Annotated in this window: 12 protein-coding genes and 1 pseudogene; 11 read left to right on the forward strand and 2 right to left on the reverse strand. The window is 68.7% G+C overall.

Going from position 1 to position 13051, the window contains the following annotated elements; all coding sequences use genetic code 11:
* Together MBTS_RS04475 and MBTS_RS04480 are read right to left on the reverse strand one after the other, a co-directional pair.
* Positions 1 to 1117 (reverse strand): annotated as a pseudogene (locus tag MBTS_RS04475) (hypothetical protein); the annotation flags it as partial.
* A gap of 131 nt (positions 1118 to 1248) precedes the next feature.
* A complete protein-coding gene (locus tag MBTS_RS04480; protein WP_018043514.1) occupies positions 1249 to 1575 on the reverse strand; it encodes a HesB/IscA family protein in 327 nt (108 codons plus the stop codon).
* A 99-nt stretch (positions 1576 to 1674) separates the two neighbouring features.
* On the opposite strand from MBTS_RS04480, the gene MBTS_RS04485 reads away from it, so the two are divergent.
* The 11 genes from MBTS_RS04485 to MBTS_RS04535 all read left to right on the forward strand — a co-directional run bounded on the left by MBTS_RS04485 (position 1675) and on the right by MBTS_RS04535 (position 13050).
* Positions 1675 to 2943: a deoxyguanosinetriphosphate triphosphohydrolase gene (locus tag MBTS_RS04485; protein WP_192215175.1), complete on the forward strand. Its 1269-nt coding sequence runs from the start codon at positions 1675 to 1677 to the stop codon at positions 2941 to 2943.
* A 22-nt stretch (positions 2944 to 2965) separates the two neighbouring features.
* Positions 2966 to 3553, forward strand: a complete 588-nt coding sequence (locus MBTS_RS04490; RefSeq protein WP_056149402.1) for a GDSL-type esterase/lipase family protein — start codon at positions 2966 to 2968, stop codon at positions 3551 to 3553.
* Positions 3554 to 3688: 135 nt separating this feature from the next.
* Positions 3689 to 5434 (forward strand): arginine--tRNA ligase, encoded by a 1746-nt coding sequence (gene argS, locus MBTS_RS04495; protein WP_192215176.1) that lies wholly within the window; start codon positions 3689 to 3691, stop codon positions 5432 to 5434.
* A 30-nt stretch (positions 5435 to 5464) separates the two neighbouring features.
* A complete protein-coding gene (locus tag MBTS_RS04500) occupies positions 5465 to 6889 on the forward strand; it encodes an SPOR domain-containing protein (RefSeq protein WP_192215177.1) in 1425 nt (474 codons plus the stop codon).
* Positions 6890 to 7094: 205 nt separating this feature from the next.
* Positions 7095 to 8099, forward strand: a complete 1005-nt coding sequence (gene nagZ / locus MBTS_RS04505) for a beta-N-acetylhexosaminidase (RefSeq protein ID WP_147830321.1) — start codon at positions 7095 to 7097, stop codon at positions 8097 to 8099.
* Positions 8100 to 8274: 175 nt separating this feature from the next.
* Positions 8275 to 8538, forward strand: a complete 264-nt coding sequence (locus MBTS_RS04510) for a twin-arginine translocase TatA/TatE family subunit (RefSeq protein WP_018043520.1) — start codon at positions 8275 to 8277, stop codon at positions 8536 to 8538.
* Between the two features lie 149 nt (positions 8539 to 8687).
* Complete coding sequence (tatB, locus tag MBTS_RS04515) at positions 8688 to 9203, forward strand: Sec-independent protein translocase protein TatB (protein WP_056149410.1); 516 nt, start codon at positions 8688 to 8690, stop codon at positions 9201 to 9203.
* Positions 9200 to 10000, forward strand: coding sequence for a twin-arginine translocase subunit TatC (gene tatC / locus MBTS_RS04520; protein ID WP_018043522.1), 801 nt, complete (start codon positions 9200 to 9202; stop codon positions 9998 to 10000). The genes tatB and tatC overlap by 4 nt, the downstream gene beginning before the upstream one ends.
* A 234-nt stretch (positions 10001 to 10234) precedes the next feature.
* Complete coding sequence (gene serS / locus MBTS_RS04525) at positions 10235 to 11521, forward strand: serine--tRNA ligase (RefSeq protein WP_056149417.1); 1287 nt, start codon at positions 10235 to 10237, stop codon at positions 11519 to 11521.
* Positions 11521 to 12285 (forward strand): 5'/3'-nucleotidase SurE, encoded by a 765-nt coding sequence (surE, locus tag MBTS_RS04530; protein ID WP_147830325.1) that lies wholly within the window; start codon positions 11521 to 11523, stop codon positions 12283 to 12285. Before serS ends, surE begins: the two co-directional genes overlap by 1 nt.
* A gap of 111 nt (positions 12286 to 12396) precedes the next feature.
* A complete protein-coding gene (locus tag MBTS_RS04535) occupies positions 12397 to 13050 on the forward strand; it encodes a protein-L-isoaspartate O-methyltransferase family protein (RefSeq protein ID WP_147830327.1) in 654 nt (217 codons plus the stop codon).
* The last annotated feature ends 1 nt before the right edge of the window (position 13051 follow it).

Below are 13051 nucleotides of genomic sequence, written 5' to 3' on the forward strand. Positions count from 1 at the left end.
CGGGGGGCTTGGGCGAAGCGGGCACCTCGTCCGGCGGCAGGTCGAGACTCAGATCCTTGAATGCCAGGGTGCCGAGCGCCGGCGTCATCTGCCGCAAATCCGCTTCGGTGGGCTCCCCGGCCTGGGTCGAAAGCTTGCGCATGGCCACCACGGTCGGGGCAAAGGAGAAGCCCGCGACGCTCAAGCGCGCGAGCTTTCCGGCGGCATCGCCCGCGGTGAAGCCGAGATCTTCCATGCTGAGGCCACCGGAGGACAGGACCATGCGCCCCATGCCGATCGATACGGGCTCGCCGTCCTTCGTCTGGCTGATGGTGAGCCCGGTGGCCTGGACCGAGCCGACGGAGAAGCCGTCGAGAACGTCCGCCATCACCCCGAAGATTCTCGCCCTGTCGGCGGGATTGCCCTGAGCTTGGTCCGCGCGCGCCATCGCGTCCAGCGCGCCCGTCCAGGTCGCCGGAATCTGGCGCCCGCTGAGGTCGGTGCCCTCGATGCGCGCCACCTTCACCACCGTGCCGTCGGCCTCCATCAGCGTATCGGAGACCGAGAACGCGCCATAGAGGCGCATCATCGGGCTCTTGGCATCGCCGGCCTCACCGTAGAGACGCGCCATCGCCATGAGATCGACGTCCCGCATCTCCATGCGGCCGTAGCTGGCGCTGCGCTTCTCGCCGCCTCCCGCCTCGGCAGCCGTCGCCCCCGCCGCTGCCGCCTGGGCGATGCGGCCGCCGCGCACATCCTTGGCAGTCACGTCGCGGTAGATCACGGTCTGGGTCCTGGGGCCGACCCGTATCTCGGAGCGAAGCTCGGGAATCACGATGCTCGCGGCATCGAACTTCGCGAGACGCGCTGGCAGAGGCTCGGGGCCGGATCTGAGCAGGGCGAGAAGGTCGTCCTTCGTCAGGCGCGTGCCGCTGACGATGACCTGCGGCGCGGTGAGGACCGTGCCGCCGAAGGTCATCGTCACGTTCTGGAGCGTGACGTCCTGCACGGCGGAGGCGGCTTCCTGCGCCGAGGCCGGCAAGGGGCCGATCGGGCCGCCGCCGCCGAAGACGAGGAGGGCGCAGACCGAAAGGCCAGCCGTCCGCATGAGAAAGGGACGACCTTGTGGGACGATCATGAGCGGATCCGGGGCGCTGCGAAAAAAGGCGCTTCGTGCAACGGTGCCGCGCCGAACCGCATCCGTGCCGCTTTTTCCACGGCGAGGCAATCGCGCTGCCTCACGCCGTGCTGTGACGGAATGACGAAGCCTCAGAGCGAGAACGAGGTGCCGCAGCCGCAGGAGGAGGTGACCTGCGGATTCTCGATCTTGAAGGCCTGGCCAATCAGGTCGTTGGCGAAATCGATGGTCGATCCGCTCATGTATTCGAGGGAAACCGGATCGACGAGGACGGTGGCGCCGTCCCGCTCGATCACCACGTCGTCCTCGGCCCGCGCCCGCTCGATGTCGAAGGCGTAGGAGAAGCCCGAGCATCCGCCGCCGTTCACGCTGATCCGCAGGGACGCGCCGGGAGGCTCGGCTCCCATGATCTCGTTGATGCGCTTGGCCGCGCGGGGGGTCAGGGTGATGTCGGCCATCGTGATGCTCTTGGGTTCTTGTCGATTGCCAGAAGCGCTAGCCCACACAAGATATGCGCCGTAGAGACGCGCTGCAACGCGGGATGATCGTTGCGCGCGATGGCGCATTCAGGAGGTGACGTGCGGCACAGGGGCGAACGCTGGCGGGCGCGCTACGCCACCGATCCGGCGGCCACGCGCGGGCGGCTGATCCCGGAGGCGATCTCGCCCACACGCAGCCACTTCCAGCGCGACCGCGACCGGATCATCCATTCGGCCGCCTTCCGCCGCCTCAAGCACAAGACCCAGGTCTTCGTCCACCACGAGGGCGACCATTACCGCACCCGTCTGACCCACACCCTCGAAGTCAGCCAGATCGCCCGTGCGCTGGCCCGCGCGCTCGGCCTCGACGAGGATCTCGCGGAGGCGCTGGCACTCTCCCACGACCTCGGCCACACCTGTTTCGGCCATACCGGCGAGGACGCGCTCGATGCCCTCATGGCCGCTCACGGCGGGTTCGACCACAATGCCCAGGCCCTGCGGATCGTCACCCGGCTCGAGCGGCGCTATGCCGGGTTCGACGGGCTCAACCTCGCCTGGGAGACCCTGGAGGGCCTCGTCAAGCACAACGGCCCGCTCCTCACGAAGGAGGGCGACCCGACCCCGCGCTGGGCGGCACGGGGCATTCCCGCCGCCATCCTCGAATACAACGCACAGAACGACCTCGACCTCGCCCGTTTCGCCGGGCCGGAGGCACAGGCGGCGGCTCTGGCCGACGATATCGCCTATGACAGCCACGACCTCGACGACGGTCTGCGGGCGGGCCTGTTCGAACTGTCGGATCTCGACGGCGTCCCCTTCCTCCGGGACATCCTCGACGAAATCGACGCGCTGCACCCGAATCTCGAGGAATCGCGAAAGATCCACGAACTGGCGCGGCGCGTGATCACCCGCTTCGTCGAGGACGTGATCGCCGAGAGCACCCGGCGGATCGAGGCCCTGGCACCGGCTTCCGTCGCCGATATCCGCGCGGCCGACGAGGCGGTCGTCTCCTTCTCGCCGGCCCTGGAGGAGGCGGATGCCGCGATCAAGCGCTTCCTCTACGCGCGGATGTACCGCCACCCGAGCGTGCTGGCGGTGCGGGCGCAGGCGGACATCATCGTCGCGGACCTGTTCGATGCCTTCAGCACGAACCCTGCCCGCATGCCCGAGGAATGGCGGGCCGGGCTCGAGGCGGCGGGGGAGGGGCGCATCGCCCGCCGGGTGGCCGACTATATCGCCGGCATGACCGACACCTACGCGGTGCTCGCCCACAAGCGCCTGTTTCCCACGACGCCGGACCTGCACTGGAGTCCCGAGAGCCGGGGCCTGCCGCTGGCGGAGGGGTAGGGCCGGGATGTCGGGACGATCCATGCGCATCTGCTTCATCGGCGACAGTTTCGTGAACGGGGTCGGTGACGACACCTGTCTCGGATGGACGGGCCGTCTCTGTGCCGAGGCCCGTCGCGCGGGCTGGGACGTCACGCATTACAATCTGGGCATTCGCCGCGACACCAGCCTCGACATTCAGGGCCGCTGGCGCGGCGAGGCCGAAGCCCGCCTGCCCAAGGGGCTGGACGGCCGGCTCGTTTTCGCGTTCGGCGCAAACGATTGCACCCTCATGGATGGCCGAACCCGCGTCGCCCATGACAGCTCCCTCGATGCAACACGGGCAATTCTCGCAGACGCCGCCGGTTGGCGAAAAACCCTGATGATCGGCCCGCTTCCCGTCTGCGACGATCCCTCGACGGATGCACGAATCCTGGCTCTGTCGCGCGACATCGCTCCCCTCTGCGCCCGACTGGGTGTTCCGTTCCTGCCGGTCTTCGGCGTGGCCACGGGATCCGATGCATGGACCAGCGAGGCCGCGGCGGGGGACGGAACCCACCCCAATGCCGGCGGCTACGCGGCCCTGGCCGGCGCCGTGGCCGAGTGGGAGGCTTGGCGCGCCTGGTTCTGAAGCGCCGGGCTGATGGGGGCAGCAAAGGGCGATGGGCGGCCTCCCGTGACACCTGCCCCCCGCATTGGTATGCCGCCGCATTGAGGCGCAGGCCGTCGTGACGATGCGGCTTGGCGCGAGCGGAATAGATATCCCATGAACATCTTCGCCACCTTCGAGACGCGCGTACGCGAGGCGCTCGAGAGCCTGATCCGGTCCGGGACGCTGCCCGAGGGGCTCGATCTCTCCCGCGTGGTGGTCGAGCCGCCGCGCGATGCCACTTATGGCGACCTCGCCACCAATGCCGCCCTGGTCCTCGCCAAGGAGGCCCGGACCAATCCGAAGGCGCTGGGCGAAGCGCTTGCGGCGGAGCTCCGGCAATATCCCCGCGTGATCGAGGCGAGCGTGGCCGGACCGGGCTTCATCAACCTGCGCCTGACGCCCGAGACCTATCACGAGGTCGTGCGTGCCGCGCTCGGCGAGGGCACCGAGTACGGTCGAGCCCACCTGCCCGGCGGCAAGGTCAACATCGAATATGTCTCGGCCAACCCCACCGGGCCGATGCATGTGGGCCATGGCCGCGGGGCGGTGTTCGGCGACGCGCTGGCCAACCTGCTCGTGGCGGCCGGCCGCGACGTGACGCGCGAGTACTACATCAACGATGCCGGTGCGCAGGTGGACGTGCTCGCCCGCTCCGCGTTCCTGCGTTACCGCGAGGCGCTGGGCGAAGAGGTCGGCCCTGTGCCCGAAGGCCTCTATCCCGGTGACTACCTCGTGCCGGTGGGCAAGGCCCTCGCCGAGACGCACGGACGCGCACTCCTCGACACGCCGGAATCCGACTGGCTGCCGCAGGTGCGGGCGGATGCCATCGCCGCGATGATGGACCTGATCCGGGGCGATCTCGCCCGGCTCGGCATCCACCATGACGTGTTCTTCTCGGAAGCCACCCTGAAGGAGGCGGTGCCCGCTCTTCTGGCGGAGCTTCGTGAAAAGGGCCTCGTCTACGAAGGCCGGCTGCCGCCGCCGAAGGGCCAGCTGCCCGAGGATTGGGAGGACCGCGAGCAGACCCTGTTCCGCACCGTGGAGTTCGGCGACGACGTCGACCGGCCGCTGCTGAAATCGGACGGCTCGTTCACCTACTTCGCCTCGGACATCGCCTATCATCGCGACAAGATCAGGCGCGGCGCCACAGACCTGATCGACGTCCTCGGCGCGGATCACGGCGGCTACGTCAAGCGCATGCAGGCGGCGGTGAAGGCGGTGAGCGACGGGAACGCCACCCTCGACGTCAAGCTATGCCAGTTGGTGCGGCTCCTTCGGGCCGGCGAGCCAGTGAAGATGTCCAAGCGCGCGGGCGAATTCATCACCCTCGCCGAGGTGGTCGACGAAGTCGGCCGCGACGCGATCCGCTTCATGATGCTCTACCGCAAGAACGACGCGACCCTGGACTTCGACCTCGCCAAGGTGGTGGAGCAATCCAAGGACAACCCGGTCTTCTACGTCCAGTACGCCCATGCCCGCTGCGCCTCGGTGTTCCGGCAGGCGCGCGAAGCGATGCCCGGCGAGGACTTTTCCGTCGCCGGCCTCGCGGATGCGGATCTGACGCTGCTGGCCGATTCCGCGGAAATCGAGATCATGCGCCTCATCGCCCAATACCCGCGGGTGATCGAAGCGGCGGCGGCGGCACACGAGCCACACCGTGTGGCATTCTACCTCTACGAGCTGGCAAGTTCCCTGCATGGTTTCTGGAACAAAGGCAAAGACCTGCCGCAATTACGGTTTATTAATCCAAACGACCGAAACTCGACACGGGCAAGACTGGCCCTCGTGGAGGCTTTGAGAGGCGTCGTCGCCTCCGGCCTCGCGGTCTTGGGTGTCACCGCGCCGGATGAAATGCGGTGAGGTGATCTCGGCGTGAAGAGGAATGCTGCCATGACGACGAACGCTTCGCGAGCGCCTGTCGATTTCGACGCCTTCGCGCGTGACTTGCAGCCCACGACGCCGCCCCAGCCGCAGGGCCAGCCTGCGGCCAAGCCCGATCCGCTGGCGGAACTCGCCCGCATCGTTGGCCAGGACGACCCCTTCCGCGCCCTCCTCGAAGCCCGCGATTCCCGTACCGCGCCCCAGCCGCAGGGCCAGGGCGGGCGGAGGGAGCCGATCTTCCACGACGAGGCACCGGCAGCCGCCCCGTCGGCCCATTCCGGGTCACCTGCGGCCTATGCACCTGCGCCTGCGGCCTACGCCCAGCATCCTCAGTACCAGTCCGAATCGGAGGCCTCGCTCTCGGCTCATCCGGCCGATGCCTTCGACCAGTATCTCGCCTCCGTCGATCACAGCGCCTATGCCGACGGGGTCCACGATCCCCGCGGATCGGAGGCCTATGCGCCGGAGCAGGAAGACCGCCTCAACCGCGCGGCCGAACGGCCCCGCCAGCGCAGCCGCCTCGTCTCCGTGGGTGCCGGCCTCGGCGTGCTGGTGGTCTGCGTCACCGGCGCGCTCACCTGGCGCGGCCTGCATTCGAGCCAGGGCGACGGCACCGTGCCGACGATCCTGGCCGACAAGGCTCCGCTGAAGATCGCCCCGCAGAAGGCGGACGGCGTCGAGATTCCCGACCAGAACAAGCAGATCTACGATCGCAACGCCAAGGACGGCCAGATCCGCATCGTCAACCGCGAAGAGCAGCCGGTCGACGTCGCGCAGGCCGCCCGTTCCGCCCAGCGCGCCGGGGAGGGCGGAGCCACGCCCTCGACCGGGCAGGGCGGCAATACGGCCCCCCTCACCGAAACCCTCGGCGAGCCACGCCGGGTGCGGACCGTCTCAGTGAAGCCGGATACGCCTCCGCCGCCGCCCCAGCGCGAGGCTTCCGCCGCCCAATCCGTGATCCCCACGATGACGCTTCCGGGCGATAACGGCGGCTCCACCAGCGGGTCGATGCATCCGCGTGTCGGAAAGCTGCCGACGGCGACGCCCGCAGTGGCCGACGAAACTGCGGTACCCGAGCAGGCCGCCCCCGCTCCCCGCGTGAAGGCCCCGCAGCGCGTTAGCGCCGTCGCTCCCGATGCGACGTCCGCCCTGCCGACGCCCGCCCCCGTTCCGGCGGCTTCGACCGCGCCCGTCAGCGGGTATTCGGTCCAGCTCGGGGTGCGCACCAGCGAGGCCGAGGCTCAGGCCGCCTTCAAGCAGATGCAGGGCAAGTTCAGCCAGCTCTCCGGCAAGCCCGCCCTGATCCGTCAGGCCGAGGTAAGCGGCAAGACGATCTACCGCGTCCGCGTCGGACCCCTGGCCAAGGCCGAAGCCACCACCCTCTGCACCGAACTGCAGGGTGCAGGCGGCCAGTGCTTCGTGGCCAAGAACTGAGCCAAGGGAATTGAGTTTCGGGATCCGGGCCTGAGGATTCCAGGCCGAGGGAGCCGAAGCGAAGACCTCGAAGGCGATCGTCGACACCTCGCATCCCGGTAGCGCTTCGTGCGAGCCCCGCCCGGGCGAGGGCCGCCGCGACCGGCAAGAGCAGGGGCGGACGTCCCTCGGATCGTCTGTCCATTCAAGCCGAGCAGCATCCCCCATGACCACTCGCGCCCTGATCCTCGGCTGTGCCGGCCGGACCCTCTCGGACGAGGAGGCCGCGTTCTTCCGCGATGCGCAGCCCTGGGGCTTCATCCTGTTCAAGCGCAACATCGGCTCGCCGGACGAAGTGAGGGCGTTGACCGATGCGCTGCGGGCCACGACGGGCCGGGCCGACACGCCGATCCTGATCGACCAGGAGGGCGGACGGGTGCAGCGGATGGGGCCGCCGCACTGGCCGTCCTATCCGGCGGGCGCCCGTTTCGGCCGGCTCGACGGGTCGGGCATCGCCATGGCGCGCCTCGGCGCGCGGCTGATGGCATACGATCTCGCCTCGGTGGGGATCAACGTCGATTGCGCGCCCGTTCTCGACGTGCCCGTGGCCGGCGCCCACGACATCATCGGCGACCGCGCCTACGGCACCGATCCGCACGCCGTCATCGCCCTGGGGCGCGCGGTGGCCGAGGGGCTAATGGAGGGGGGCGTCCTCCCCGTCATCAAGCACATCCCCGGTCACGGCCGCGCCGCCTGCGACAGCCACATGGACCTGCCCGTGGTGGAGGCAGAGGGCGTGAGCCTGGCCGCCCACGATTTCGTTCCCTTCCGCGCCCTGGCGGACCTGCCGATGGCGATGAGCGCCCACGTGGTCTACGCCGCCCTCGACCCGCACCATCCCGCCACGCAGTCCAGCGTGGTGATCGGACAGGTGATCCGCGGCCTGATCGGTTTCGACGGACTGCTCATGACCGACGACCTCTCGATGAAGGCACTGGACGGCACCTTTCGCGAGAAGGCCGAGAAGGCGTTCGCCGCCGGAATCGACGTCGCTCTCCATTGCAACGGCGATCGGCAAGAGATGCAGGCCGTTCTCGAAGGCACGCCGATCCTGTCCGGCGAAGCCCTGCGCCGCGCCGAGGCCGCCCTGGCCCGGCTCGCACCGCAGGAGGAGTTCGACGTCGCCGAGGCGCGCTCGCGCTTCGAGGCAGGCCTTTCCGCCCAGGCATGAGCGCGATGCTCCCGACGCGTTTATGACGCACTGCACAATTGCCTCAGATGCCGCGAATGCCGTGGCCAGAGACCCCGTGGTTCTTGTGTTCGCTTCCTCCCATCCCTAGTTTCCCGACAATCCGTCGTGAGAGGGCGTCGCTGGGCAGGCGACCGCATGGGCGCAGGAGTTTGCCATGGGCAGCATGAGTATCTGGCACTGGATCATCGTCGCGGGCATCGTGATGCTGCTGTTCGGGCGCGGCAAGATCTCCGACCTGATGGGCGACGTCGCCAAGGGTATCAAGGCCTTCAAGAAAGGCATGGCCGAGGATGAGACGCCGGCCGGGCAGGCGCCGGCCGTGCCGCCGCCGAGCAACGGCGAGCCCGTTCGCACCCTGCCTCACCAGGGCGAGCCGGCCACCGCCAGCCACGTGTCGGCCGACCGCAAGGTCGTCTGAGACCGTCAAGGCGACATCGGCGGTCCTGGACGGGATCGCCCGAAGTTCGTGTGAGCGAAATCGCCCGACGGAGATCGGTCTTGCGTGAACCATGCTAGGCCGTCGGTCGTGACGAGGCATAGGCCATCGGCCGCGGGACGAGCGACACCATGTTCGACATGAGTTGGGGCGAGGTGATGCTGATCGGCGGCGTCGCCCTCATCGTCATCGGGCCCAAGGATCTTCCCAAAGCCCTGCGCACCGTGGGCCAGGTGACGGGCAAGATGCGTCGCATGGCCGGCGAGTTCCATGCCCAGTTCAACGAGGCGATCCGCGAGGCCGAGTTCGACGAGGTCCGCCGCGAAGTCGACGGTATCAAGCGTTCCGCGAGTACGATGGGGCCGAGCTTCAATCCGGTCCAGACCATCCGCGACGAGATCCGCGGCGCCGTGGACGGACGCTCGCAATCGAGCACGCAGCCCCTGGCCAACGTGGCCGCCAAGCTCGCCGAGAACGACCCGCCCGCGCCGTCCGAGCCGTCGATCCAGGCTCCCGCATCGGCTGAGCCGGCGCACGTCGAGCCACCGCCCCCGCCGGATTACGCGCTGCCCGATCTCCCGCCCCGGACTGCCATGGCCCCGACCGAACCCTCCACCAAGCCTACCGAGCCCGGCGCTGCCTCATGATCGATCCGGTCGACGAATCCGAGGTGGAGGCATCGCGCGCGCCGCTCCTCGACCACTTGATCGAATTGCGCTCGCGGCTGATCAAGTCCCTGGCGGCCTTCGTCGTGATGTTCTTCGCGTGCTTCTTCGTCTCGCGGCACATCTACAACATCCTGCTCCACCCCTACGTCTCCATCGTCGGCCCGGAGAAGGCACAGCTCATCGCGACGCATTTCCTCGAACAGGTGTTCACCAACATCAAGCTCAGCGTGTTCGGCGCGGGTTTCCTCGCCTTCCCGGTCATCGCGACGCAGATCTACGCCTTCGTCGCGCCCGGCCTCTACCGCAACGAGCGTCAGGCCTTCCTGCCCTATCTCGTGGCGACGCCGATCTTCTTCGTTCTGGGCGCACTGGTGGTGTTCTTCCTGGCGATGCCGCTGCTCATCCAGTTCTCGGTGAGCCTGCAGCAAGTCGGCCAGCCGGGCGAAGCGACGATCTCGCTTCTGCCGAAGGTGGACGAATATCTCTCGCTCATCATGACCCTGATCTTCGCCTTCGGGCTGGCGTTCCAGCTGCCGGTGATCCTCACCCTGCTCGGCCAGATCGGCGTGATCGACACCGTCTTCCTGCGCGAGAAGCGCCGCTACGCCATCGTCCTCGTCTTCGTGGCGGCCGCGATCCTGACGCCGCCCGACGTGATCTCGCAGCTGTCGCTGGCCCTGCCGATGCTCCTTCTCTACGAGGCCTCGATTTTCTCGGTGGCCCGCGTCGAGCGCCGCCGCAAAGCCAAGCGGGTCGCGGAAGGGCTGGAGCCGTAGGCGCCACATAAACGCCATCCCCCCCCCCCTCATCCTGAGGTGCTGCGTAAGCGGCCTCGAAGGAGGCCTCCAGTCCGCAACTTGGTGTCTGGAGGCCTCCTTCGAGGGCTGCGCTGCGCTGTGCCGCCTCAGGATGAGGGGATATCGGGGATGCTCCGTCGACTCATGCCCGGCCTTGTCGGGGTCGCCCCGATGCTGCAAAGCGTCGGCGACTCACAGCGAACCGAGCCGCCCATGCACGACATCCGCGCCATCCGCGAGAATCCGCAAGCGTTCGACGAAGCCCTGCGCCGTCGCGGCCTCGACGCGCTCTCGGCCGAGCTGATCGCCCTCGACGACGCGCGCAAAACCGCCACCTCGGCGGCGCAGGCCAACCAGGAGCGGCGCAACGCGCTGGCCAAGGAGATCGGCGGCGCGAAGAAGGCGAAGGACGAGGCGCGTGCCGCCGAGTTGATGGAAGAGGTGGCGCGGCTGAAGGAGGAGGGGCCCGCCCTGGAGGCGGCCCAGACGGAGGCCGGCAAAGTCCTCGACGACCGCCTCGCGGCGATCCCCAACCGCCCGAACCCGGAGGTGCCGGAAGGCGCCGACGAGCACGGCAATGTCGAGCACCGCGCCTTCTCCGGCAGCCGGACCAAGCTCGCCACCGGCCGCCAGCATTTCGAGCTCGGCGAGGCCTTCGGCCTGATGGATTTCGAGGCGGCCTCGCGCATGTCCGGCGCGCGGTTCGTGGTGCTCAAGGGCCAGCTCGCGCGGCTGGAGCGGGCGCTCGGGCAGTTCATGCTCGATCTTCACACCGGCGAGCACGGCTACACCGAAGTGGCGCCGCCGATCCTGGTGCGCGACGAGGCGATGTTCGGCACTGCGCAGTTGCCGAAGTTCCGGGACGACCAGTTCCGGGCCGGAGAGGAGCACTGGCTCATCCCCACGGCCGAAGTCCCCCTCACCAACCTCGTGCGTGAATCGATCCTCTCCGAGGACGAGCTACCCTTACGCTTCACCGCGCTGACCCCGTGCTTCCGCGCCGAGGCCGGGTCGGCCGGGCGCGACACGCGCGGCATGCTGCGCCAGCACCAGTTCAACAAGGTCGAGCTCGTCTCGATCACCACGCCCGATCAATCCGCCAACGAGCACGAGCGGATGCTCGGCTCGGCCGAGGCGATCCTGAAGAAGCTCGACCTGACCTACCGGGTGATGACGCTCTGCACCGGCGACATGGGCTTTGCCAGCCAGAAGACCTACGACATCGAGGTCTGGATGCCAGGGCAGGAGACGTTTCGCGAGATCTCGTCCTGCTCGGTCTGCGGCGACTTCCAGGCGCGGCGGATGAACGCGCGCTACCGCCCGAAGGAGGGCAAGGGCGCACAATTCGTGCATACCCTCAACGGATCGGGCGTCGCGGTCGGCCGCGCCCTCATCGCCGTGATGGAAAATTACCAGAACCCGGACGGCAGCGTCACCATCCCGTCGGTTCTCAAGCCCTACATGGGCGGCATCGAGAAGATCGAAGGGCTCAAGAGCTGATGCGCATCCTGGTCACCAACGACGACGGCATCCACGCGCCGGGCCTCGAAACCCTGGAGGGCATCGCCCGGACCCTGTCCGACGACGTCTGGGTCGTGGCGCCCGAGAGCGATCAGTCCGGCGTCTCGCACTCCCTGTCGCTCAACGATCCCCTGCGCCTGCGCCAGGTCTCCGAGAAGCGCTTCGCCGTGAAGGGCACGCCCTCCGACTGCGTGATCATGGGGGTGCGCCACATCCTCAAAGACCATGGGCCGGACCTCGTCCTGTCCGGGGTCAATCGCGGCCAGAACGTCGCCGAGGACGTGACCTATTCCGGCACCATCGCGGCGGCCATGGAAGGCACCATCCTCAACGTGCGCTCCATCGCCCTGAGCCAGGCCTACGGCGCCGGCGGGCGCGGGGCGATCAAGTGGGCCTGCGCCGCCCATCACGGGCCGGGCGTGGTGAAGAAGATCCTGGAGATCGGGATCGAGCCCGGCATCGTCGTCAACGTCAACTTCCCCGATTGCGAGCCCGAGGAGGTCGTCGGCACCTCCGTCGCCGCGCAGGGGATGCGCAATCAGGCGCTGCTCGCCATCGATGCGCGCCATGACGGACGCGGCAACCCGTATTTCTGGCTCGCCTTCGCCAAGGCGCGGTTCGAGCCCGGCCACGGCACCGACCTGAGGGCCATCGCGGAGAATCGCATCTCGGTGACGCCGCTGCGCCTCGATCTCACCGACGAGCCGACGCTGACGCGCTTCGCCCAGGCCTTCGCCGAGTGAGACGCCCCGGCCTTCGCGCGGCGCAAGCGCGACCGCGTGTCGGCGCCCCGATGCCGGATCGCGGACGTTCCGGGAATCGGACCATCCGCACACAGCCGTGAGACGACGTCCATGACGATGGAAGGCTCGGTCGAGGATGCCGCCTTCGTCATGGCCCTGCGCGGCCTCGGCGTGCGCGACACCGATACCCTGCGGGCGATGGAGCGGGTGCCCCGCGCCCGTTTCGCGCCCCGCGAGCACCGGGATCTCGCCCGGCGGGACGTGGCCCTGCCGCTCGCCTGCGGACAGACCATGTCGGCGCCCACCGTGGTCGCCGCGATGCTCACCGCCCTGAAGGTGAAGCCCGGCGCCCGCATCCTCGAGATCGGCACCGGCTCGGGCTACGTCACCGCCCTGCTCATCCGCCTCGGCGCCGCCTCCATCCTGAGCGTCGAGCGTTACGCCACCCTGGCGGAGGATGCCGTCTCGGCCCTCGACCCGGAGGACCGGGTGATCGCCCGTGTGGAGGTCGGCGACGGCCTCGATCCCGACGTCGCAGGGGAGGGGGCGTTCGACCGCATCCTGGTCAACGGCACCCTGCCGGCCATGCCCGCCCATCTCGACTCCCTCCTGGCGCCCGGCGGCAGGCTGGTGGGCGCTCTCGCGCAGTCGGGCGGCGCGCGCCTCGTCCTCGCCGATCGGGGCGGGGAGGGCGCCGTCGTTAAAAATCTCGGCGTCCAATTAAGGCTGGCGCCCCTCACACCCGGCAGAGCCTTCGTTCTCTAGG

This window comes from Methylobacterium bullatum (genome assembly GCF_014845095.1).
GTDB classification, from domain to species: domain Bacteria; phylum Pseudomonadota; class Alphaproteobacteria; order Rhizobiales; family Beijerinckiaceae; genus Methylobacterium; species Methylobacterium bullatum.